A 22,969-nucleotide genomic window follows, 5' to 3' on the forward strand; every position below is an offset into this window, starting at 1 on the left:
CGACCTGGCCTCACAGGTCCAACGGGCGCGCCCCGCCGGCTCCGCCGCGGCCCGCCGCCGGGACGACCGCGAGGACGGGCGCGGCGGGCGAGGAGGCGCGGTGGCCGCAGGGGTCGAAGGCCAGCACCACCGGCTCTCCGGGGCGCTGGCGCCAGGAGATGCGCTCCGGTACCCGGTCGCACACCGGGCAGCGGGGAAGCGGACCGGGCTCCGGCAGGCACTCGGGTGCGGCCGCGAAGGGCGTGGAGTGCGGATCGCGCATGGAGGCTCCCTGTCGTGCGGTTGGGCTGATCGCACTGTGCCATGGACGGGGCCTCGTCCGCACGGGCGAATCATCCAGTGTTTTGGCTGGTCAGAGGTGTGGTCGCCAGGAGGATTCCGGTCTTCTTGGGGGCACTTGGTGATCAACCGCTCCCGTTGCCGGCCTCCACCAGGCCCGATTCGTACGCCGCGATGACCGCCTGGGCGCGGTCGCGGACGCCGAGCTTGCCGAAGATGCCGGTGATGTGGTTCTTGACCGTGGAGACGCTGATGTCCAGTTCGCGGGCGGTTTCCGCGTTGTCCAGGCCGGTGGCCATCAGCTGCCATATCTCCCGTTCGCGCGGGGTGAGGTCGGCCGGGGTCACCGCGGCCGTGGGGCGGGACCGCGCGGGGGGCCGTACGTAGGTGGAGATGAGCCGGGTCAGCAGCCGCGGCGCAACGGCGGCCTCCCCCGTGTGGACGGTGCGGACGGCGGCGATCAGCTCCTCCGGGGAGATGTCCTTGGGCAGGAAGCCGTACGCACCGGCGCGCAGGGCGGCGACCACGTACTCGTCCATGTCGAAGGTGCTGAGGGCCAGGACCCGGGTCTCCGGGAGGGTGCGGGCCAGTTCGCCGGTGGCCTTGACCCCGTCGAGGACGGGCATCCGGATGTCCATGACGACCACGTCGGGCCGCAGCTGCTGCGCGAGGGCGACGGCGCGGGCCCCGTCCTCGGCCTCGCCCACGACCTCGAACTCCGGGTCGGGGCCCAGGATCAGAGCCAGGCCGCGCCGCACCAGCGGCTGGTCGTCGGCGATGAGCACGCGGATCATCGGTGGCGTTCCCCTCCCTGGCCGCCCCCGGTGCCCCCCGGGGCCGGGAGGCGGGCCGCCACCCTGAAGCCGCCGCCGTCGAGTGCGGCGGCCTCCAGGGTGCCGCCCTGCAGGGCGACGCGTTCGTGCATTCCGATCAGACCGTACCCGGAGCGGGGCGGCGCGGACCGTGCGGGCCGGGCGGCGGGGGGCCAGGCTCCCGTCCCGTCGTCCCGTACCTCCACGGCGACTTCGTCGGCGCCGTACGTCAGCCGTACCCGGGCCCGCGCCTCCCCGGCGTGCTTGCGGGTGTTGGTCAGGGCCTCCTGCACGATCCGGAAGACGGTGAGGCCCACGGTCGGCGGCAGCGGGCGGACCGGCCCGTCCACGGTCAGCTCGGTCTCCGTACCGGCCAGCCGCGACTCGGTGATGATCCGGTCCAGGTCCCGCACCCCGGGCTGGGGGGCCTCGGGGCCGGTCTCCGCCTCCTCCCCGGCCCGCAGGACGTCCAGGAGTTGGCGCATCTCGCGCAGCGCCATCCGGCCGGAGTCCTCCAGGGTCACCAGGGCCTCGCGCGCCACCTCGGGGTCGTGCGCCAGATTGGCCCGCGCACCGCCGGCCATCAGCTGCATGGTGGTGATGTGGTGGGCGACGATGTCGTGCAGTTCGCGGGCGATGCGGCGGCGCTCCTCGGCCACCGCGCGCTCCGCCCGCAGCAGTTGGTGGGCCTCGGCCTCCCGCTGCCGGCGGTTCATGACCACCGCCGAACCGGCGACCAGCAGCACGACCGCCGCGTTGGCGACGACGCCCCAGCCGGGCGAGCAGCAGCATGCCGCCCTGGCCCACCGAGGGCAGGGGCACGGCGGCGAGGCAGGACGGCGCCGCCACCGCGGGACGGCGGAACCTGACGACCGCGTACAGGGCGATGACCAGGCTGATCGGGAAGTGCGGTGCGGGCACCGGGGTCGCGAGGTTGGGCACCACGCCCAGGAGCAGCACCACGGCGAGCACGGTCACCGGGTGGCTGTGCCGGGCGACCAGGGCCAGCGCCGCCAGTACGAGCGCCAGGGCCGCCGCGACCGTGAGGGGCACCGTCTCGGACACGGATCCCTGCGAGAACCCCACCAGGTCGACCGCCGCGGTCGCGATGGCCATGAGTGCGTCGTGGCGCGTCCAGGTCAGCCGGTCGGCTCCCTTGTCCGTCACTGCCGGTCCTCCCCCGCCGGCCGCCCCTCCCGGCCCGTGCCGGCAGACGCCCGGCCGGCCCCCGTGATCCATTCTGGCACCGGCCGCTCCCCCTTCCACCGGCCTGGAGTCGCGGGCCGGACCAGGACCGGGGTCCTGGGTCCGGCCGGTGTCCGGACCCCGGTCCCGGACTGCGGATCGTCCTCCGCCGGGACGCACCGGCCCGCTCCGACTGATGGTCTGGGAGCCGGCCGGGAAACCCCGGACGCACCGCACACACCGGAGGAACCGACGTGATCCGCGCCCTGACCGGATACTCGACGAGACGTCCGTGGAAGGTGATCGCCGTGTGGGCCGTGCTCGGCATCGCACTGACCTTCCTGGGCCAGGCTCTTGTCCACCGCGTCACGCAGAGCAGCGGCGGGGACTTCCTGCCCCCGGCCTACGACTCGGCCGCGGCCCTGCAGGTCGCCGAGGAGAAGTTCGGGGTGAAGCCCGGCGCCGACCCGCTGACCGTACTGGTGGCCCGTGCGGACGGCGCGCCGCTGGCGGACGCCGACGAGCGGCGCATCGACGAGGAGGCCGCGGCGCTGGCCCGGTACCGGGTCGTCATGCCCCCGTCGGAGGACGACCTGTTCTTCTCCCCGGACCATTCCCAAGTGCCCCGGGTCAGCCCGGCCATGACGGCCCCCGACCGCAGCTTCCGGCTGCTGTCCGTGGAGCTGACGGGCAACTCCCAGGACCCCCGGGTCCACGACACCTACCGGGCCTTCCGCGAGCACGCCCGCGCCGAGTTCGCGGAGGCGGGCCTGCGGACCGGGTTCACCGGCGGGCTCGCCGACGGCGTGGACACCGCCGATGCCGGGAAGACCCGCTCCCTCGTCATCGGCATCCTGATGCTCGGGGCGATCGTGCTGCTGCACGTGCTGGTGTTCCGCAGTCTGCTCGCGTCTCTGCTGCCGCTGCTCGTCGTCTCCGTCGTCGGCGGGGCGGCCACGGGAACGGTGGTCGGGGCCGCCGCGCTGACGGGGATCGACCTCGACCCCTCCACGCCGCAGCTGATCAACGTCGTACTGGTCGGCATCGGTATCGACTACTTCCTCTTCCTGCTGTTCCGCTTCCGCGAGCAGCTGCGCAGGCGGCCCGATCAGTCCGGGCGCTCCGCCGCGTGCGAGGTCGCCGGACGGGTGGGGACGGCGGTGACCTCGGCGGCGCTGACCATCGTCGCCGCGTTCGCCACGCTCGCCGTCGCCTCGTTCGGGCAGTTCCGGGTGCTCGGTCCGGCCATCGCCGTCTCCGTGCTGGTGATGCTGCTGGGCAGCCTCACCCTGATGCCCGCGCTGCTCGCCGTCACCGGGCGCCGGATGTTCTGGCCCTCGCGCTCCCTGGAACGGGAGCCCCGCGGGGGCAGCGCCGGGCGGCTGGGCGACCGGGTGGCCCGGCGGCCCGTGGCGGCGGCCCTGGCGTGCGTCGCGCTGCTGGGTGCGCTGGCGGCCGGTACGGCCGGGATCCGGATGGACTACGGCCCCGGCGACACGGGCGGCGAACGCACGGCGTCCGCGGTCACCTCCTCCGAGATCGCACGGGCCCTGCCCGCGGGCGTGTCGGACCCCATCAGCGTCTTCGTCACCGCGCCGGAGGCGGACGCGCTCGGCGACGGCGGGCTCGGCGACGGCGGGCTCGGCGCGCTGGCCGGGGCGCTGGGGAAGGTGGACGGGGTGGGCCGGGTTGCTCCGGCCGTGCTGAGCGAGGACCGGCTGGCGGCGCGGATCGACCTGTTCCCGAACGCCTCGCCGCACACCCAGGAGGCCCGCGACCTGGCCTCCGGTCCGGTCCGGGAGACGGTCGCCGCGCACCGGCCCGCGGGCACCGAGGCCCATGTGGGCGGGACCTCGGCGGTGTTCGCCGACATCTCGGCCGTGGTGGACAAGGATCTGCGGGTGGTGTTCCCGGTGGCGGCGGTACTGATCGGGCTGATCCTGCTCCTGCTGCTGCGGAGCCTGCTCGCGCCCCTGGTCCTGCTGCTCGCCGTGGGGCTGGGGTTCGCCGCGACGCTGGGCGCCTCGGCGCTCGTCTTCCAGCACGCCCTGGAGCAGCCGGGGGTGGCCTTCACCCTCCCGCTGATCCTCTTCCTGTTCGTGGTCGCGCTGGGCACCGACTACAACATCCTGGTGACCGACCGGATCCGGGAGGAGATGGAGCGGCCGGGTCCGGCCCGCGCCGCGGTCGCCCGGGCGGTCCGGCACACCGCTCCGGCCGTCGCGACCGCCGGAGTGGTGCTGGCCGCCTCCTTCGGCAGCCTCGCCGTGAACCCGGCCTCGGCCACCCAGCAGATCGGCTTCGCGACGGGGCTGGGGATCCTGCTCTCGGCCTTCGTCCTGTCGATCGTCCTGGTGCCCGCCTGTGCGGTGCTGCTGGGCCGCTCCCTCTGGTGGCCCGCCAGGCCCCGGCCCGAGGAGCCGCGGCGGGATCCGGCGGGGCTGCCGGAGGGCGTCCTGGTCCGCTGAACCGCCGCCGATGCGGGCGTACACAGCGCTGCGCGGGTCCCCGTACGAGCTCGTACGGGGACCCGCGCAGCGTTCACCCGGCCGTCAGGCCAGCTGGTCGATCTCGGGGTGGTCGGCCAGCCAGGCACGGACCGCCTGCTGCTCCTTGCCCTTGCCGGTCTCCTGGATCTTCGCCTCCAGGCCGGTGAGCTGCTCCTCGGTGAGCTTGAAGGAACGCAGCCATTCGGCCACCTTCGGCTCGTCCTCGGCGAAGCCCTTGCGGGCGAGGGTGTGGATCCCGTCGCCGGTGCCCCAGACCCCCTTCGGGTCCTCCAGCTTGGTCAGCTCGTACGAGGAGTACGCCCAGTGCGGCGACCACAGCACGGCCACCACGGGCTCCTTCTTGTCGTACGCCCGCTTGAGCTCGGCGAGCATGCCGGGGGTGGAGCCGTCGACGACCTGGTACTCGGCGTCGAGCCCGTACTCCTTGAGGACCTTGTCCTTCAGGATCGACATGACCCCGGCGCTCGGCTCGATGCCGATGATCCGGCCCTTGAACTGCCCGGACTTGCCCTTGAGGTCGGCGAGCGAGCGCACGTCCTTCACGTACGAGGGCACGGACAGCTCCAGCGAGGTGGGGCCGTACCAGGAGCCGAGGTCCTCCAGCTTGTTCCCGTACTTCTCCCAGTACTGGGCGTGGGTGACGGGCAGCCAGGCGTCGGTCTGGAAGTCGAGCTGGCCTCCGGCCAGGCCGGTGTAGCGCGCCGGCCTCCAGCTGGCGGGTGTCGACCTTGAAGCCGCGGCGCTCGAGGAGTTCCTTCCACAGGAAGGTGGAGGCGATGCCCTCGTCCCACGGGATGTAGCCGATGGAGACGGTTCGGCCCTTGCCGATGTCCGCGGCCCCGGCGGGGCCGTCCTCGCGGGCCGGGCCGCCGAAGGTGTTCAGGCCGCCCGCGACGAGGGCGAGGACCACGGCCCCGGTGATCGCGTACGCGGGCTGGGGACGGTGGTTCCACACCTTGGCGGCGCCGGTCGCGGCGGCCCGCGCCTTGGCCAGCGTACGGCGGCCCAGCGGGGAGACCTGGCGGCCGAGCGCCCCGGTCATCCGGTCCAGGTACATGGCGAGGATGACGATGGAGACGCCCGCCTCGAAGCCGAGACCGATGTCGACGTTGCCGATGGCCTTGTAGACGGCCCCGCCGAGTCCGCCGCCGCCGACCATGCCGGCGATGACGACCATGGACAGGCCCAGCATGATGACCTGGTTGACGCCCGCCAAGATCGTGGGCAGGGCCAGCGGGAGCTGGACGCGTACGAGGGTGTCGCGCGGGGTGGTGCCGAAGGCCTCGGCGGCTTCGACCAGTTCCCCGTCGACCTGGCGGATGCCGAGCTCGGTCATCCGGACGCCCGGCGGCAGCGAGAAGATGATGGTGGCGATGATGCCGGGCACCACGCCCACCCCGAAGAAGATGATGCCGGGGATCAGGTAGACCATGGCCGGCATGGTCTGCATGAAGTCCAGGACCGGCCGCAGGACCGCGCTGACCCGGTCGGAGCGCGAGGCCCAGATGCCCAGCGGGATCGCGAACACCAGCGTGACCAGGGTGGCGACCAGGACCAGGGACAGCGTGGACATGGCTTCGGACCACAGGCCGACGGAGTCGACGAGGGCGAAACCCGCGAAGGCGAGCAGGCCCGCCAGCAGACCGCGCAGCCACCAGGCGGCGACGGCGAGGATGCCCGCGAAGAGCAGCGGGGCGGGGGCGGACAGGACGGCGTCGATGCCGTCGTAGAGCCCGGTGACGAGCGCGCTGATGGCGTCGAACAGCCAGGACAGGTGGCGCTGGAGGAAGTCGACACCGCTGTCGACCCAGGCGCCGAGGTTGAGGCGGGGCATCAGGCGGCCACCTCCACGCAGGCCATCGGGGGCCGTTGTTCGTCACCGATGAAGGCGATGAGACGGTCCTGCGGCACGGAGCCGACGACGGCGCCGTCCGCGTCGGTGACGGCGACCGGGTGCGGGACGCGGGCGCTGACGGAGCACAGGTCGGCGAGCGGGGTGTCGGCGCTGACGGTGGGGCAGCCGCAGGGCTCGACCCCGGTGGGGGGCTCGTCCATGACGGCGTCGGCCGTGAGCACGCGCGAGCGGTCCACGTCCTGGATGAAGGAGGCGACGTACTCGTCGGCGGGGCGGGTGAGGATGTCCTCGGCGGTGCCCTGCTGGACGATGCGGCCGTCGCGCATCACCGCGATGCCGTCGCCCAGGCGCATGGCCTCGTTGAGGTCGTGGGTGATGAAGACGATGGTCTTCTTGAGGCGGTGCTGGAGTTCGAGCAGCTGGTCCTGCATGTCGCGGCGGATCAGCGGGTCGAGTGCGCTGAAGGACTCGTCCATCAGCAGCAGCTCCGCGTCGGTGGCCAGGGCGCGGGCGAGGCCGACGCGCTGCTGCATGCCGCCGGACAGCTCGTCGGGCCAGGACTTCTCCCAGCCTTCGAGCCCGCACAGGGCCAGCGCCTCGGCGGCGCGCCGCTCGCGCTCGGCCCGGGGCACGCCCTGGACCTCCAGCCCGTAGGCGGCGTTCTCCAGCACGTCGCGGTGCGGGAAGAGGGCGAAGTGCTGGAAGACCATGCTGATCTTCGTGGACCGTACGCGGCGCAGCTCGCGCGCACTGAGCGCGGTGAGGTCCTGCCCGTCGAAGAGGATGCGTCCAGCGGTGGGCGCCAGCAGTCCGTTGAGCATGCGCAGCAGCGTGGACTTGCCGGAGCCCGACAGACCCATGACGACGAAGATCTGGCCGGGCTCGACGCTGAAGGAGGCGTCGATGACCGCAGCCGTCGTTCCGCCGGACCGCAGCTCGTCGCGGCCCGCGCCGCCTTCGAGCGCGCGGACCGCGGCGGCGGCGTCGCCGGGTCGTCTTCCGAACACCTTGTACACGTGCTCGGCCTGGAGCGTGGACACATAAACCTCGCGGGTCGTACGGGGACGGCGTGCGCCTGGCGAGGCCGGCGGGCCGTAGAGCGGGACGGGATCGGCCCGCGTGCGCCGGGCCCTCCGGCAGGTCTGCCGGAGGGCACGGGTCCGCTCCAGCTGCGCGGGTGCCCGGCATTCGCCCGGGCAAACGTGGAGGTGACCCACCTCACGTGCGGGGCCCGTTGGACCCGGCGGACCGGGGTGTGACGAAAAAGACACCCTCGTACTGGTTGACCCGGCGGTGGTCCGCCGGGTCAACCAGTACGAGGGTGTGGGGCTTGCTGCGCGTCAGGCCCGGTCTGTCCGGGCCGGCCCGCGTCAGGCCTGGCCCGCGGCGGTTTCGGCCGCGTGCGACGCGGGGTCCGCCGGATCCGCGGGGTCCTCCAGCATGGAGATGCGCAGGTGGGCCAGGAGGCGGGTGAGCAGCCGGGAGACCTGCATCTGCGAGATGCCGAGGGCGGCGCCGATCTGGGCCTGGGTCAGCTCCTCGCCGAAGCGCATCCGCAGCATGCGGCGCTCGCGGTCGCTGAGCTCCTCCAGCAGCGGCGCGAGGGTCTGGATGTCCTCGACCAGTTCCATGGCCGGCTCCTCCTCGCCCATGACGTCGGCGAGGGTGTGGCCCTCGGTCGAGCCTTCGCCGTGTTCGGCGTGCGGCGCGTCCAGGGAGCCGCTGGTGTGGCCGTTGGCGGCGACGAGACCCTCTATGACTTCCTCGTCCGAGAGGCAGAGGCGGTCGGCGAGGTCGGCGACGGTGGGCGAGCGGTCGAGTGTGACGGTCAGCTCCTCCTTCGCCTTGGCTATGTCGATGCGCAGCTCCTGGAGCCGGCGCGGGACGCGGACGGCCCAGGAGGTGTCGCGGAAGTGCCGCTTGATCTCGCCTGTGATGTACGGCATGGCCAGCGTGGAGAACTCGTTCTCGCGAGCCGGATCGAAGCGGTCGATGGCCTTGATCAGGCCGATGGTGCCGACCTGGACGATGTCCTCGATGTCGCCGCCGTCGCCGCGGCTGCGGAAGCGGCGTACCGCGTACTGGACGAGTGAGGCGTTCATCTCAATGAGCGTGTTGCGGACGTACTGGTACTCCGGCGTGCCCTCGGTCAGTTCGCGCAGCCGCCGGAAGAAGACCTTCGACAGCTCCCTCGCGTCCGCGGGGGCCACTTCCCGGGGCTCGTCGATCCGGGGCAGACCCGCGATCCGGGCGGCCTCGGCGCTGCGGCGGGGGCACGGAACGGCGGCGGAGACGGCGGGGGCGGCAGCGGGGGCGGTAGGGGAGGACGGGGCAGGGACCGGCATGGGGTTCGCTCCTTGGGCTTGTCGGCTTGCGGCGCGGGACCTTGACTGCCGTAGATGGTGGACCTCTTCTGCTCGTACGTCAAGAATTACCGGAAATCCGTTTCGCGTCTTGCAACACGTGAATCGCCTATCGCATCATGTGCGCATGGGGAGTATGTCGCAGCGTCAAAATTGGACATTTCTGACTAATCACGCACGAGTTCTGGTGGCCATCGCCCGGGACCCGGCCGTGCGGCTCAGGGATGTCGCCACGGTCTGCGGACTGACCGAACGCACCGTGCAGACGATCGTCACCGACCTGGAGTCGGACGGGTACCTGCGGCGCGCCCGCGACGGCCGGCGCAACCGGTACGAGATCTCCCCGGGGGCCGTCTTCCGCCACCCCGCGGAGGCCGGGGTCCAAGTGGCCGGACTGCTCGCCCTGCTGACCGGCGCGGCCTCGGACCCGGACGCCCCGCCCCTCCCCCCGGACATCACCGGCCCCGAGGCGACGGACCTCCTCGGTCTCCCCCCGGCCCCGGACCTCGCCGTCGAGCAGGGGGCACCGGGCGAGGCGTAGGGACCCGCAAGGAGCCGCGCACAGTGCGGTCACTGCCCTAGATCACGCAGAAGCCGGACTCGGCGGGGTCGCGGTGGAAGGTCAGCCGGTCCCAGGAGGGGAAGGCCAGGTCGGTGACGGCCAGCAGGCGCCCCGAGGAGTCGTGCAGGGTGCGGCGGACGGTCAGCCCGCAGGCCGGCGAGGGGCCCTGGGGGTGGGTGGTGCGGGTCATGGTGATGGTCTCGGCGAGCCGGCCGTCCGCCGCGGCCCGTTCGAGCCAGCGGTGCAGGGGGCCGAGGTCCTCGTCTCGTACGGCGGCGGCCCGGTCGCCGTAGCGGGCCAGTTCGGGGATCCGCGCGACGACACCCGGACTGAGGTAGGTGACGGCGTGCCGGACGACCTCTCCCGCCGGGCCGCGTTCGCGCCGGTGGTGGACCAGGGTGCGGTCCCCGCCGCCCATGCCGAGCAGGGCGGCGAGCGAGGGCGGCACGGTGACCAGCGTGAGCCGGCTCTCACCCGGCGCGGAGACCGGCGGCGCCGGGTGGGCGGCCGGCCGTGCTCCGGCGGCGATGCCGACGGGGCGGCTGCCCCTGCGTCCGGTGACGACGAGTCCGTCCTCGCGCAGGTGTTGCAGCGCGGCCCGGATCGTCTGCCGGTTGACCTGATAGCGGGCGGCCAGACTCCGTTCGGAGGGCAGTCGGCCGCCGGGGGCGTGTGCGGCGCGGTCGAGATCGCGGCGCAGCGCTGCGGCGATCCGCTGGTACTTGGGCATGGCGGCCGGGCCGCCGCCCCGCGAAGGGGAGGGCATGGCTTCTCCTCTGACGGGTGGTCAAGGACTGCGCGGTCTGCCCGACCAACGTAGCATTGGTCTATACCTCTGGGTGAGGGGGACGTGGGTACGGGACCCACCTTGGCCGATTCCGCACCCCCGGGCTCCCGCTCCGGCCCGCCGGCTCCGGCCGCCCCTTCGGGGGGCCTACCCCCGCAGCGGGTTCGGCAGCGGCAGATAGCGGGCGGCCGCCCCGTCCGCCCGCGTCCAGCGCAGCAGCAGGTTGGTCTTGGCGGGCAGGGCCGGGGCGGCGAGGAGCTCCGCCGTCTCGGGGAGGCCGCGGGTGGCGTCGTAGCGCAGGAACTCCTCGCGTACGGCGGGCCACACGAACGGCGAGACGTCCGGATGCCGTTCGGCCAGCGCCCCCGCGATCTCCATCAGGTGGTTGACGACCAGGCAGTAGACCAGCCGCTGCCAGGCGGCCGCACGGTCCAGGTCCGGCATGAGCTTCACCCCTTCCGCGTCCCGGAAGAGGGCCTGCACCGGCGTGCCCGACGCGTCGAAGGCGACGAGGGTGTTCTGGAGGTGGGCCTCCAGCACCACCCCGTGCCGGGCGAACAGCTCCAGCACCGGCGGCACGACCTGGCGCAGGTACGCCCGCCACCAGCCGGCCGGGTCGGCGGTGCGCGCCAGCGGGTTCCCGGGGTCGCTCTCGGCGAGCGCGGCGGCCAGCAGCGGCGTGGCCCCGGGCCGTATGTGCGCGTGCAGGCCGTCGCGGACCAGCACGGCCAGTTCCTCGAAGGCGAAGCCCGCGGTGCGGTAGCCGCGGTCGGCGAGCCAGGCCGCGTCCGATCCGGTGGCGCGCAGGGCGGCGAAGCCGGCGGCGGCCGCGGCGTCGGTGCGGCGCAGCGTCAGCAGGTCGTGCCGCCAGAGCCGGCGCACGTCGTTGGTGATGCGGACGTCGAGGCTGAACTTCACGAACAGGTCGGCGGCCGGGTCCGGCACGTACAGGGTCCGGATCGAAGCGGTGGGCCAGGCGGGCAGCCGGCTCTCACCGAGCCGCAGCAGCCGCCCGTCGGCGAAGGCCTCGCGCACCGCGCGCCGGGCTCCGACCAGGTCGAGCTGCCAGGGGTGGGCGGGCAGCAGCCGGTAACCGGCGGGCGGGCGCGGCCCGTCGAGGACGTCGGCCAGCGAGTCGAGCGCCGCGGCGGCCGCCGGGCCGCCCTCCTCGACCGCCTGGTCCTCGCGCAGTGCCAGGAAGACCAGCGGGAAGCGGGCGTGGGCCTCGGGCGCGTACGGCAGCCAGCTCGCGGCCGGGGCTCCGCCCCGGGCCTTGGGCGCGGGGTGGTGCGGGTGGCCCATGACCAGGGACTGCTCGGATCGCAGGTACGGGTCCCGCGCGGGCGCGGCCCCGGCCCGGGCGGTCAGCAGGGCGGCGACGGTCGCACGGCTGTCGGCCATTTCGACGGGGAGTTCGCCGTTGGACACACCGGTGTACTGGCGCAGTTCGTCGGAGGTGAGTTTGACCAGTTCGGTGTGGCTGAGCGGATGCCAGCCGTCCGCCGTACGCAGCTCCGGCCGTACGGGTCGGCGCCCGCCCCGCACCCGCAGCAGCCGCCCGCTGCCGAGCAGCCGGTGGGTGCCCGCGCCGTGTTCCGTGGCCGGCTCCGCGGCCTCTCTGAGCAGGCAGTTCAGGAGCGGGGTCGCAGCATATGCGTCTGCGAGGGTGTTGAGGTCCACTGATTCCAATCGGTCCGTCGCGGTGCGCCGGAGATTCACGGCGTATCACCGGCCATGATCATCAGTATCCGCGATGATGACCCGATCATCGCTTCGTGGCGATGTACCCACGTGCCCCCGCCCGTACCCCTGAGAGGAACAGGACCCTGGACCGCAGCACGCACCCGAGCGCCGACGCGCCCGCTTCCCCGGCCGAGGAGGCGATCGCCGCCGGGCTGACCTCCGTACGCCCCGCGCTCGTCCCCGCGTACACCGCGGCGCTCGGCGGCGCCCGGGCGGCCGTACTGACCCGGCTGTGGCGGGCGTTGGCCTTCGAGCCCCTGCCCTGGGTGGTGAGCCGGGAGCGCGGGCCCGGCGGCCTGGTGCTCACACTGGCCGGGGGCAGCCGGCTGGAGGGCCCGCTTCCGGATCCCTGCGCGACCGGGGCGTACGTCGGCGAGCTGCGGCTCGACGGCAGGGCGTACCGTCAGGCCGCCCGGCTGGTGACGGCGCTGGACGTGCCGTACGGCAAGGAGTTCGCCGCCGAGCTGGACGACAGCACGGCCTCGCTGGCGCTGTCCCGGGCGGGCGGCGAGGAGGGGCCCGAGGAGGACCCGCGGACCCTCTGGGGATGGGAGCAGCGGGTGGTGGACGGGCATCCGTACCACCCCAACTGCCGCTCCCGGCCCGGCTTCTCGGTGGCCGAGCAGCTCGCGTACGCGCCGGAGCACCGGCCGGTGGTGGAGCTGGGGCTGGTCGCCGTACGGGCCGAGGAGTGCGTGGTCACCGGCGACTGGCCGGCCCGGCTCCGGGACGGGGGGCGGCTGTTGCTCCCGGTGCATCCGTGGCAGGCGGAGCACGTGCTCACCCACGAGCGGGTCCGGGGCGGATTCCCGGCGCATCCCCTGATGTCCCTGCGCACCCTCGCACCCGCGCCGGACGGGGCGGGCGGTGCCGGCGAGGCGGGCGGTACCGGCGAGGCCGGCGGGGCGGACCTGCTCGGCGGGGCGCATGTGAAGACCGCGCTGAGCACCCGGCTGACCTCCTCCGTACGGGACATCTCGGTCTACTCCGTCGAAACGGCGGCGGCCGTCTCCGCCTTCGCCGAGACCCTGTCCGAGCGGCTCGACGGCCGGCTGCACATCACCCGCACCCTCGGCGCGGCGAGCGCGCACAGCCCGGACCTGGCGGCCGTGCTGCGCGAGCCGCCGGAGGTGTACGCGGACGCCTCCGCCGGTGAGCGGGTGCTCCCGGTGGCGGCGCTGGCCGCCTTCCCGCCGGCCCGTTCGGCCGCCTGGCAGGCCGCCTTCGCCCGCCTCGCGCTCTCGGTGTGCCTGCGCGCTCTGGAGCTCGGGGTGGCCCTGGAGGCCCACGGCCAGAACCTCCTGGTCGTCGTCTCCGCGACCGGGGCGCCGGTCCGGCTGGTCTACCGCGACCTCGCCGACATCCGCATCAGCCCCGCCCGGCTCCTGCGGCACGGCCTGCCGGTGCCGCCCCTGTCGGGCCGGCTGGTCACCGACGACGTGACCACCCTGCGGCGCAAGCTGTTCGGGTCGCTGGTGACGGGGGCGCTCGGCGCCACGGCGGGCTCGGCCGGCGCCTTCGCCGAACTCCTCGCCCAGGCGGCCGGGCTCTCCCCCACCGCCGACACCGAGGCCCTGCTGACCGGCCCGCTGCCGACCAAGGCGCTCACCCTGATGCGGCTGAGCCCAGGCGTCCCCGGCGACCAGTGGGCGGAACTGCCCAATCCGCTAGTGCTGTGACCGGAAGGGTTCATCGGGTCGCGTCGTCCGGTGCATGGGGTCTCCCCAGGCCCGCAGGCCCTAGACGAGTAAGTCCGAAGTGGCGTCGTCCGCCCGCCCTGCGGGCGGACGACGCCACTTCGGACTTACTCGTCTAGGGGAAGCATCGCAAGGCGGAGGGCCGCGACCCGTGCTGGACGTACCGGCGCGGTCCGACAACGCGGCGAGGCGCCGTACCGGGCGGCGCGACCCGATGAACCTTTCCGGTCGCAGCACTAGCTGGGGGGTGAGCCGCGGCGCCCGGCGGGCTACTTTCAGGGGCATGACAGAGACCTCGCGCCTGACCGCCGTCCGGGCGTCCTACGACGCCGTCGCCGCCGACTACGCCCGGCTGCTCGGGACGGCCCTCGCCGAAGGGCCCCTGGACCGGGCCATGCTCGCCGCGTTCGCCGAGTACGTGCGCGGCGAGGAGGGCGGCGGGGGCCGGGCGGTCGCCGATCTGGGCTGTGGTCCCGGACGGGTGACGGCGCATCTCGACGCGCTCGGGGTACGGACCTTCGGGGTCGACCTGTCCCCGGCGATGGTGGCGGTGGCCCGCCGGACCTATCCGGGGCTGCGCTTCGAGGTGGGCTCGATGGCCGCGCTGGACGTGGCGGACGGTGTGCTCGGCGGGGTCCTGGCCTGGTACTCGACGGTGCACACCCCGCCCTCGGAACTCCCGCCGGTGTTCGCGGAGTTCGCGCGGGTGCTGGCCCCGGGCGGGTACGCGCTGATCGCGTTCAAGGCGGGCGACGAGCGGATCCGGCTGGAGCACGCGTACGGCCACCCCGTCGACCTCGACGTGTACTGGACCCCGCCCGACCGGATCGCCGCCCTGCTGGCCGGGGCCGGGCTCGCCGAGGTGGCCCGGCTGGTCCGGGAGCCCGAGGGGTACGAGAGGTCCGCGCAGGGTTTCCTGCTGGCCCGCAAGAACTGAGCCGGCCTGAGCGGGCCTGAGCGGGCCGGCGCGGCCCGCTACCAGCGCAGCGGAAGCCGGGTGACACCCCGTACCAGCGTGCCCGGCAGCCAGTCGCGCGGCCCGGCGTCCGGGTCCTCGGCCAGTTCCGGGAACCGCTCGAGCAGGGCGCGGACGGCGATGCGGCCCTCCATCCGGGCCAGCGGGGCGCCGAGGCAGAAGTGGATGCCGTGCCCGAAGGCCAGGTGGCCAGGTCCGGTCCGGCGGATGTCGAAGACGTCGGGCTCGGCGAAGCGGGCCGGGTCGCGGTCGGCGGCGGCGAGGGCGACCAGGACGGAGGCGCCGGCCGGGACGGTGACCCCGCCGAGTTCCAGGTCGGCGACGGCGAAGCGGTACGTGGCGTGCTGCACCGGGCCGTCGTAGCGCAGCATCTCCTCGATCGCGCCGTCGATCAGCCCTTCGGGGTCGGCGCGCAGGGCCGCGAGCTGGTCCGGGTGCGCCAGCAGGGCCCGTATGCCGTTGCCGATCAGGTTCACGGTGGTCTCGTGGCCCGCGATCAGGAGCAGGAAGGCCATCCCGATCAGTTCGTCCGGGGAGAGCCGGCCGCCGTCCTCGTCGCGGGTCCGGATCAGGGCGCTGAGCAGGTCCTCGCCGGGGTCGGCCGCCTTGGCCTCGACGAGTTCGAGGAGGTAGGCGGTCAGCTGCTCCATGACGCGGCTGTCCGGGCCGGCATTGCCCAGCGGGGCCACTACCTCCCCTGACCAGTAGCGGAAGCGCGAGCTGTCCAGGTCGGGGACGCCGAGGAGTTCGCAGATGACGGTCAGCGGCAGCGGTACGGCGAAGTCCCGGATCAGGTCGCCCCGGCGGTCGGGGCGGGCCGCCATCGCGTCGAGCAGCTCCTCGGTGACCTGCTGGATGCGGGGCCGCAACGCCTCGACGCGGCGGGCGGTGAACTCGCGGGACACCAGGCGGCGCAGCCGGGTGTGGTGGGGCGGGTCCGACTCCAGCAGGTTGGTGTGGGCGGCGGCGGCCGGGAGGCCGAACAGCTCGGAGCCGAGCCAGTTCTTCGCCAGGGCGGGGTGGTTGAGGGCCTGCCGGGCCTCGTCATGGCCGACGACCAGCCAGGAGCGGTCGCCGCCGACGGCCAGCTGGTGGACGGGACCGGCCGTGCGCAGGGCGGCGTAGAAGGGGTAGGGGTCGGCGTCGAAGTCTTCGCCGGGCGCGCTGAGGTCCACGAGAGCCATGGGTGCACCCTAATGTCGCCCGCCGCCCGGACCGAACTGCTCATACGACCAGCCGAATCGATTCCGCCGTGGGCCGTTCGGGGGGCAACCCGGTGTGTGTGGGCCCGCCTTCACGCCGATCGGCCCGGGCGGTGGCAGGAAGGAGGCATGAGCCTCCATCGCCGCCAGGTCCTGGGGAGCGCGGCCGCGGCCGTGCTCGCCACCGTCGGCGCGGCGGCCGGGGGCCCGGACTACGGCGCCCTCGCCCGCGGGATCGACGGGCGGGTGGTGCTCCCGGGCGAAGCGGATTATGCCGAGGCACGGCAGCTGTTCCAGCCCCGCTACGACGCCGTCGCGCCCGGTGCGGTGGCCTATCCGGCGCACGCGGGCGACGTGGCCGTCTGCCTGGACTTCGCCCGCCGCTCCGGCGCCGCGGTGGTACCGCGCGGCGGCGGGCACAGCTACGCGGGCTGGTCCACCCGGGCCGCGGGCCTGGTGCTGGACACCGGAGCCATGGCGTCTGTCACGGTCGAGGGGTCCGGCGTACGCGCGAACGCACCGGCCGGCGTACCCACAGGCGCACCGGCCGGCGTACGGATCGGCGCGGGAGCCCGGCTGGGCGACGTGAACGCCGCGCTCGCCGGGCGGGGCCTGGGCATCCCGACCGGGCTGTGCCCCTCCGTCGGCATCGCCGGGCTCACCCTCGGCGGCGGCCTCGGCCTGGCCGCCCGGGCGTACGGCACCACCGCCGACCGGCTCACGGGCGCCCGGGTGGTCACCCCCGACGGTGCCGTCCGCGAGGTCTCCGCCGACCGGGACCCCGACCTGTACTGGGCGCTGCGCGGGGGCGGCGGCGGGAACTTCGGCGTCGTCACCGAGTTCCGCTTCGACACCCATCCGGTCGGCGACTGCGCCTTCGCCGAACTCCACTGGCCCGGCGGCGACTCCGCTGCGGTGCTGCGCGGCTGGCAGCGCTGGCTGGGCAAACTGCCGGACCCGTTCTGGAGCCAGGTGGAGTTCGTCGTCGAGACCGGGACCGCGCCCGCCCCGGCGGTCCGCGTGGTGTCCCTCGACGGGCGCCGCGAGCTGGAGGCGCAGCTCACCCGGCTGTCCGACCTGATCGGCGGGCAGCCCCGGGACAGCTTGATCGTCGTCCGCGGCTACGGGGACACCGTCCGGGCGATGGCGGGCTGCCTGGAGCGGAGCGCCGCACAGTGCCGGCTGCCGGGCACGCTGCCCGGCCGGGACCCGCGGGGGCGGCTGGGCCGGGACTCGTACGCCGCCCGCTCGGACTTCTGGGCCGCTGCCGGGCTGCCCGACGCGGCGATCGGAGCGGTACTCGACGCCGTCCGGCGCTACCCGTCGTCCGTGCCGCGCGGCGGGCGGGGCGTGGTCCAGTTCGACGGGGTCTGCGGCGGCGCCGTCAACCGCGTGCCCGCCACCGCCACCGCCTTCACCCACCGCGACAGCGCGTTCCTCGCCCAGTACCTCGTCTACTGGCCCGAGTCCGCGCCGGCCTCCGAGGCGGCCCGGCACCAGGACTGGCTCGACGGGCTCTGGCGGGACCTGCGCCCCTGGGCGAGCGGGCGCGCCTACCAGAACTACGCCGACCCCGAGCTCGCCGACTGGCGGGAGGCCTACTACGGGCCGAACCTCCCGCGCCTGGAGGAGGTCCGGCGCGGCTACGACCCCGGCCGGCTGTTCCGCTTCCCCCAGGCCGTCTAGTGCTGTGGCCGGAAAGGCTCACCGGGTCGCGCCGCCCGGCAAACCTTTCCGGCCACAGCACTAGACCGTCCGGGCCACCGGGCCGACCAGGCCTGCCACGGGCGCGCCCGTCCCAGCTACCGCCACGAGGAGCTCCGCATGCTACGTACGTTGACGATGGCCGCGGCAACGGCAGCGCTGCTGCTGCCCGGAGGGCCGCTGCCCGTCGCCGAGGAGGGGCCGGCCGGGCCGGCGGGCCCCTCCCGCTGGTCCGCCCGCGAGGCGGCGGCCTTCTGGACGCCCGAGCGGATGGCCTCCGCCGTCCTGCTGCCCGGGGATCCGGCACCGGACCCGGCACCGGACCCGGCACCGGTGCCCTCGCCGGGCCCGGCCGGCACGCCCGACGCGCAGGCCGTGAGCCCGGCCGCCCCGGCGGCCGTGCCCCTCCCGACGCCGCCGAGCCCGGTACTCAGCCCCACGCCGACGCCCACCCCCACCCCCACACCCACGCCGACTCCGGCCACGACGCCGACCCGGGCGCCCGTCCCGGCCCACCTGCCCCTCCTCGCGGGTCCCGGCGTCGGGCAGGACTTCGACGGCGTCCCCGTCGTCGGCCGGATGTTCGTCATGAAGGGCGCCGGGGCCTACTTCTGCACCGCGAGCGTGGTCTCCTCCCCCGGCCGCGACCTGGTGCTCAGCGCGGGCCACTGCCTGCTCGGCTCCGACGCCCGCCAAGTGGCCTTCGTACCGCGGTACACGCGCGCGAAACCGCAGCCGTACGGCCTGTTCCCGGTCCTGCGGAACGCCGCCGGGCGCGCGAAGGTGTGGATCGACCCCCGCTACGTGTCCCAGGGGGCCGACCGGGCCGCCCGACTCGACGTGGCCTTCGCCCAAGTGGGGCCGAACGCCGACGGCTTCCGGGTGGAGGCCGTGGTCGGCGGGAACCGCCTGGTCACCGGCGGGCCGTACGCCCACCCCAAGGTCACGCTGATCGGCTATCCGGCGTCCGCCGCGCGCCCGCGCCTGTGCGTCAACCGGACGACGAAGTTCACCAGCGCCGATCCGAAGATTCCGGGATCGTTCCTGCGGATCGACTGCACGGGCTATCCCGGCGGGACCAGCGGCGGCCCGTTCCTGACCCGCTACGACGCGCGGACCGGGACCGGTGACGTGGTCGGGGTGATCGGCGGCTGGAAGACCGGCGGGGACACGGCGGACACCTCGTACAGCTCCTACTTCGGCGCCGACATCAGGAAGTTGTACGAGAAGGCGGTTGCCGGGGCAAAGGCGGGGTGAGCACCCGCACCCACCGGGTGCGGCGCGGGTTGCCGACCGTACGCGGGGTCGCCGGGAGCCCGTCCGCGGTCAGCTGGTCGGCGGGCGGGAGGCCCAGCTGGCGGCGCAGGTCGGCCAGGGCGGCGTGGACCGGCGCGAGGACGACCTCGGCCCTCGGGTGGGTGCGCGCGAGGGCGTGCGCGGTGGTCTCGATCGCCTCGGCGGCGTCCTCGGCGGCGATCCGGCTCCACCCGCCGGGCGCCGCGCCGCCCCAGGGGGCGACGGCGTCGTAGAGGTGGCAGGCGGCATCGGCCACGGCGTCGGCGCGTTCCCCGACGCCGGGCGCCGCGATGGTCGGCATTTCCATGCCCGGTCAACGAGCAGAGCCCGCCGGGGGAACGAGCCGGCCCGCCCCGCGCGGCCGGGGACCCGGACGGGTCAGCGGATCCGGCGTGCCGCGGCGTGCGCCGCGGCCGTGGCGACGGCGGCCAGCGCCAGGCCCCCGACGGCGTCGCGCACCCGGGCGGGCCGCAGCACTCCGGCGCGCCGCAGCCGGCCCCTGGCCCAGAGCGTGAAGGGGACGACGACGAGCGGCGAGGTGACCACGCCCGGGGTGTACCCGCGGGTGGCGGCGGCCTGTCCGAGGTGGACGAGGCCGTGCAGGCCGAATCCGGTCAGCGCGCTCTGGTAGAAGGCGGAACGGCCGCCGGTGCGGTGTCCGTCGGCGGAGGCGGCGGCCACCACGAGGCCCATGAAGCCCACGGCAGTGGCGAACTCGCGGCCGTCGACGGCTTCGAGCCGCCGCCATATCCGGTCGGGGACGCGCGGGTGGCGCTCGCGCAGGACGGGGACCCGGGTACGGGACCAGCGTGCCGTCGTCGCCACTTCCTCCAGGTCGTGCACGGCCCAGGCGGCCAGCAGTCCGAGGGTGGCGAAGGCGAGGGGGACGGGGGGCGGCTTCGGTTCGCTCATGACACGGCAGTCTGCAGCCACAGGGGCAGCAACAGGAGGGAAACGAGTGACGTCTTGATCACTATGGAGGCCGAGAGGTCGACTCCCACGTCGTAGCGCTGGGCGAAGATGAACAGGTTCTGCGGGGTCGGCATGGCGGCGATCAGGACGAGGTAGGCAAGCCACTCGCCCCGGACCCCGAACAGGGCCCCGCAGACCGCCCAGGTCAGCAGGGGGAAGGCCAGGCACTTGAAGGCGATGAGGGCCATCTCCTCGCGGGTGGTGCCCCGCAGGTCCAGGCCGAGGCCGCCGAGGTGGAGGCCGAGGGAGAACAGGGCCACCGGGGAGGCGCTGTCGCCGACGAACGCGGCCCCGTCCAGCACCACCTCCGGGACGGGCACCGAGAGCAGGTTGAGCAGGATCCCTGCGTTGCACGCGAGGACCAGCGGGGTGGCGAGGGAGGCGCCGAGGGCGCGGGAGAGCCGTCGGCCCGGGCTGCCGGCGGCGGGGCCCGCGCGGCCCAGTTCCATGAGGGCGATGACGACCAGGGACAGGACGCACACCTGGAAGAGCAGGATCGGGAAGATGGGCGCGGCCGTCCCGAACACGGTGATGAAGACGGGGACGGCGAAGTAGGCGGTGTTCACCTGGACCCCGGCCATCACGCGCAGGGCCACCTCGCGGGGCTCCCGCAGCCCGTGGGCGACGGCCACCGCGACGACCGCGCCCACGGCGAGGGCGGCCGCCGCGGCGTAACCACCGATGGCCTGCCAGTCGAAGAGAGCGGCAAGGTCGCTGGCGTAGATGTTGCCGAAGAGGTAGCAGGGGACGGCGAAGAGGAAGGCGTAGTCGGCGAACACCTTGGAGGCCTCGGCGGGAACGATCTTCCGCCGGGCGAGCAGCACTCCGCCGCCGAAGGCCAGCAGCACCGGCACCAGCTTCTCGAGCGCGGCAGCGCCACCCATGACCTGATCCCCCGTGATCGACCGACGAGCAGCCTACCCCCGCCCCGTTTCGGCCCCTCGGGCGTATGAGGGCTGTCCCGTAGGCTGGCCGATCATGAGCGACCAACCCCGTGCGCGGCGGCTCGGCCGGACCCGCGCGACCTCCCGCTCCGGTTCCGGCCCGGCCCGCGTGCCCGGCGCTCTGGCCCAGCTGGCCGTCGTCGTGCGGACGCCCGCGCGGGCGGCCCAGCCCCTGTTCGCGCAGGCTCCCAAGGCCTGGCAGCGGCTGCTGCCGTACTTCGTGATCGGCGTCTTCGTGGTGACGCTGCTGCCGGTGACCATCGCCGTCCTCACCAACGACTACAAGGCGGGCGGCGGCTGGTCGGGCGCACTCGGGGTGGCGCAGACCGTGCCGCTGCTCCTCGCCGTGACGCGGCCGCTCGCCGCCTGGGCCGTGATCCTGCTGGCCGACACGTTCGGAGCGGTGCTGCTGATCCAGGCCGACGGCCTGTCCGGGCACCCCTGGCCGTGGACTCCGATGGCCATCGTCGGCTACCTGGTCCTGATGGCGTGCCTCGGGCTGCGCGAGTCCATCCGGACCCTGGTCGGGGTGTGGCTGGCGACCGGCGGGGTCGGGGCGGTGCTGGGCTTCTTCCAGCCGCCGGGCGTCATGAACACCGCCGCGCTGCTCTTCGTACTCGCCGGGGTCATGCTGGCGCTGACCGGGGCACTGCGCGGTCTGGGCGACGCCCAGCAGCGGATCGCCGAGCAGGAGAGCATCAGCGAGGCGGAGCGGGCCCGGCGCACGCTGCTGGAGGAACGGGCCCGGATCGCACGGGAGTTGCACGATGTGGTGGCCCACCACATGTCGGTGATCACCGTGCAGGCCGATTCCGCCCCGTACCGGCTGCCCGGCATGCCGGAGCCGGTGCGGGAGGAGTTCGAGGCGATCGCGGCCAGTGCGCGGGAGTCGCTGGGCGAGATGCGGCGGCTCCTGACGGTGCTGCGCGGGGACGGTACGGAGCGGGCCGAGGGCGAGAAGACCCCGCAGCCGGGGATCGGCCGGCTCCAGCAGCTGGTGGAGGCGACCGTACGGGCCGGGCAGCCGGTGGAGTTGTCCCTGGCGGCGGAGGCGCAGCGGGCGGCGCCGCCCGCCGTGGACCTGTCGGCCTACCGGATCGTGCAGGAGGCCCTCGCCAATGTGGTGCGGCACGCGCCGGGGGCGCCCACCCGGGTCTCGGTGACCGTGGACGAGGACGAGGTCCTCGTGCTCGTGGTCAACGGTCCGGCGCGGGACGCCGTGGTGGAGCTGGAGAGTTCGGGCACGGGCCACGGTCTGGTGGGGATGCGCGAGCGCGTACGGTTGACCGGCGGGACCCTCGACACCGGTCCGCTGCCCGACGGCGGCTTCCGGGTCGCCGCCCGCCTGCCGTTGGACGACCCGACCGAGGACGCCAGTTGACCATCCGTGTGATCATCGTCGACGACCAGGCCATGGTGCGGGCGGGCTTCGCCGCACTGCTGTCGGCCCAGGCCGACATCGACGTGGTGGGCGAGGCTCCCGATGGACGGCAGGGGGTGCAGGTGGCGCGTTCCACGCACCCCGACGTGGTGCTGATGGACGTGCGGATGCCGGAGATGGACGGGCTCACTGCGGCCCGGGAGATCCTCGATCCCCCGCCCGGGGTGGTGCACCGGCCGAAGGTGCTGATGCTGACCACCTTCGACATCGACGACTACGTGTACGAGGCGCTGCGCGCGGGCGCCTCCGGCTTCCTGCTGAAGGACGCGCCGCCGGCCGATCTGATCGCGGCGGTACGGGTGGTCGCGTCGGGCGAGGCGCTGCTGGCGCCCTCGGTGACCCGGCGGCTGATCGCCGACTTCGTCCACCAGCGGCCCGCGCCGCGCAAGGACCCGGCGCTGCGGCTGAACGGGCTGACCCCGCGCGAGACCGAGGTACTGGAACTCATCGCGCGCGGGCTGTCGAACCAGGAGATCGCCGGTCATCTGGTGCTGGCCGAGCAGACGGTCAAGACTCACATCGGGCGGGTCCTGGCCAAGCTCGACCTCCGCGACCGGGCCCAGGCGGTGATCTTCGCGTACGAGGCGGGGCTGGTCCGCCCGGGCGACAGCGCCTGAGCCGGGGCTCTTCTCCCGTCGGCG

19 protein-coding genes and 1 pseudogene are annotated in these 22,969 nt (G+C 74.2%); 8 read left to right on the plus strand and 12 right to left on the minus strand.

Features of this window, described 5'->3' with window-relative positions; all coding sequences use genetic code 11:
- Nucleotides 1-10: 10 nt before the first annotated feature.
- The 3 genes from OG447_RS22625 to OG447_RS22635 all read right to left on the minus strand — a co-directional run bounded on the left by OG447_RS22625 (nt 11) and on the right by OG447_RS22635 (nt 1,837).
- A complete protein-coding gene (locus OG447_RS22625) occupies nt 11-262 on the minus strand; it encodes a hypothetical protein (RefSeq protein ID WP_266939003.1) in 252 nt (83 codons plus the stop codon).
- A gap of 142 nt (nt 263-404) precedes the next feature.
- The gene (locus tag OG447_RS22630) at nt 405-1,073 is read right to left on the minus strand and encodes a response regulator transcription factor (RefSeq protein WP_266939002.1); all 669 of its coding nucleotides are present in this window, start codon (nt 1,071-1,073) and stop codon (nt 405-407) included.
- Nucleotides 1,070-1,837 carry a sensor histidine kinase gene (locus OG447_RS22635; RefSeq protein WP_266939004.1) on the minus strand — a complete coding sequence of 256 codons (768 nt, stop codon included), beginning with the start codon at nt 1,835-1,837 and terminating at the stop codon, nt 1,070-1,072. Before OG447_RS22635 ends, OG447_RS22630 begins: the two co-directional genes overlap by 4 nt.
- A 693-nt stretch (nt 1,838-2,530) precedes the next feature.
- Between OG447_RS22635 and OG447_RS22640 the strand changes: the two genes are divergently transcribed.
- Complete coding sequence (locus OG447_RS22640) at nt 2,531-4,744, plus strand: MMPL family transporter (protein ID WP_266939000.1); 2,214 nt, start codon at nt 2,531-2,533, stop codon at nt 4,742-4,744.
- A gap of 84 nt (nt 4,745-4,828) precedes the next feature.
- Here the strand turns inward: OG447_RS22640 and OG447_RS22645 are convergent.
- The 3 genes and pseudogenes from OG447_RS22645 to OG447_RS22655 all read right to left on the minus strand — a co-directional run bounded on the left by OG447_RS22645 (nt 4,829) and on the right by OG447_RS22655 (nt 8,986).
- Nucleotides 4,829-6,620 (minus strand): annotated as a pseudogene (locus OG447_RS22645) (ABC transporter permease/substrate binding protein).
- Nucleotides 6,620-7,681 carry a glycine betaine/L-proline ABC transporter ATP-binding protein gene (locus OG447_RS22650; RefSeq protein WP_266938998.1) on the minus strand — a complete coding sequence of 354 codons (1,062 nt, stop codon included), beginning with the start codon at nt 7,679-7,681 and terminating at the stop codon, nt 6,620-6,622. Before OG447_RS22650 ends, OG447_RS22645 begins: the two are co-directional and overlap by 1 nt.
- Before the next feature lie 330 nt (nt 7,682-8,011).
- Complete coding sequence (locus tag OG447_RS22655; protein ID WP_266938997.1) at nt 8,012-8,986, minus strand: SigB/SigF/SigG family RNA polymerase sigma factor; 975 nt, start codon at nt 8,984-8,986, stop codon at nt 8,012-8,014.
- Nucleotides 8,987-9,131: 145 nt separating this feature from the next.
- Here OG447_RS22655 and OG447_RS22660 point away from each other — a divergent pair, with 145 nt between their 5' ends.
- Entirely contained in the window at nt 9,132-9,545 is a 414-nt protein-coding gene (locus OG447_RS22660; RefSeq protein WP_266938996.1) for a winged helix-turn-helix domain-containing protein, read from the plus strand.
- A 37-nt stretch (nt 9,546-9,582) separates the two neighbouring features.
- Here OG447_RS22660 and OG447_RS22665 read toward each other — a convergent pair whose 3' ends face one another.
- A complete protein-coding gene (locus OG447_RS22665) occupies nt 9,583-10,332 on the minus strand; it encodes a GntR family transcriptional regulator (protein WP_266938995.1) in 750 nt (249 codons plus the stop codon).
- 168 nt (nt 10,333-10,500) lie between these two features.
- Nucleotides 10,501-12,033, minus strand: a complete 1,533-nt coding sequence (locus OG447_RS22670) for an IucA/IucC family siderophore biosynthesis protein (RefSeq protein WP_266938994.1) — start codon at nt 12,031-12,033, stop codon at nt 10,501-10,503.
- 101 nt (nt 12,034-12,134) lie between these two features.
- Between OG447_RS22670 and OG447_RS22675 the strand changes: the two genes are divergently transcribed.
- Together OG447_RS22675 and OG447_RS22680 are read left to right on the plus strand one after the other, a co-directional pair.
- The gene (locus OG447_RS22675) at nt 12,135-13,775 is read left to right on the plus strand and encodes an IucA/IucC family siderophore biosynthesis protein (protein WP_266940101.1); all 1,641 of its coding nucleotides are present in this window, start codon (nt 12,135-12,137) and stop codon (nt 13,773-13,775) included.
- A gap of 301 nt (nt 13,776-14,076) precedes the next feature.
- Entirely contained in the window at nt 14,077-14,730 is a 654-nt protein-coding gene (locus OG447_RS22680; RefSeq protein ID WP_266938993.1) for a class I SAM-dependent methyltransferase, read from the plus strand.
- A 38-nt stretch (nt 14,731-14,768) separates the two neighbouring features.
- Here OG447_RS22680 and OG447_RS22685 read toward each other — a convergent pair whose 3' ends face one another.
- Nucleotides 14,769-15,953 (minus strand): cytochrome P450, encoded by a 1,185-nt coding sequence (locus tag OG447_RS22685; RefSeq protein ID WP_266939005.1) that lies wholly within the window; start codon nt 15,951-15,953, stop codon nt 14,769-14,771.
- 147 nt (nt 15,954-16,100) lie between these two features.
- Here OG447_RS22685 and OG447_RS22690 point away from each other — a divergent pair, with 147 nt between their 5' ends.
- Complete coding sequence (locus tag OG447_RS22690) at nt 16,101-17,657, plus strand: FAD-binding oxidoreductase (protein WP_266938991.1); 1,557 nt, start codon at nt 16,101-16,103, stop codon at nt 17,655-17,657.
- Between the two features lie 138 nt (nt 17,658-17,795).
- Nucleotides 17,796-18,932 (plus strand): hypothetical protein, encoded by a 1,137-nt coding sequence (locus OG447_RS22695; protein ID WP_266938990.1) that lies wholly within the window; start codon nt 17,796-17,798, stop codon nt 18,930-18,932.
- On the opposite strand, the gene OG447_RS22700 is transcribed toward OG447_RS22695, so the two are convergent.
- From OG447_RS22700 to OG447_RS22710, 3 genes are all read right to left on the minus strand, one after another.
- Nucleotides 18,886-19,278, minus strand: coding sequence for a hypothetical protein (locus tag OG447_RS22700; protein WP_266938989.1), 393 nt, complete (start codon nt 19,276-19,278; stop codon nt 18,886-18,888). The genes OG447_RS22695 and OG447_RS22700 overlap by 47 nt on opposite strands.
- A gap of 71 nt (nt 19,279-19,349) precedes the next feature.
- A complete protein-coding gene (locus tag OG447_RS22705; protein ID WP_266938988.1) occupies nt 19,350-19,883 on the minus strand; it encodes an HXXEE domain-containing protein in 534 nt (177 codons plus the stop codon).
- Entirely contained in the window at nt 19,880-20,827 is a 948-nt protein-coding gene (locus OG447_RS22710) for an AEC family transporter (RefSeq protein ID WP_266938987.1), read from the minus strand. Before OG447_RS22710 ends, OG447_RS22705 begins: the two co-directional genes overlap by 4 nt.
- A 94-nt stretch (nt 20,828-20,921) precedes the next feature.
- Between OG447_RS22710 and OG447_RS22715 the strand changes: the two genes are divergently transcribed.
- Both OG447_RS22715 and OG447_RS22720 read left to right on the plus strand, forming a co-directional pair.
- Nucleotides 20,922-22,268, plus strand: coding sequence for a sensor histidine kinase (locus OG447_RS22715; RefSeq protein ID WP_266939006.1), 1,347 nt, complete (start codon nt 20,922-20,924; stop codon nt 22,266-22,268).
- Nucleotides 22,265-22,945, plus strand: a complete 681-nt coding sequence (locus OG447_RS22720; RefSeq protein ID WP_266939007.1) for a response regulator transcription factor — start codon at nt 22,265-22,267, stop codon at nt 22,943-22,945. The genes OG447_RS22715 and OG447_RS22720 overlap by 4 nt, the downstream gene beginning before the upstream one ends.
- Nucleotides 22,946-22,969: the final 24 nt, after the last annotated feature.

Origin of the sequence: Streptomyces sp. NBC_01408 (assembly GCF_026340255.1) — a bacterium.
Taxonomy (GTDB): domain Bacteria; phylum Actinomycetota; class Actinomycetes; order Streptomycetales; family Streptomycetaceae; genus Streptomyces.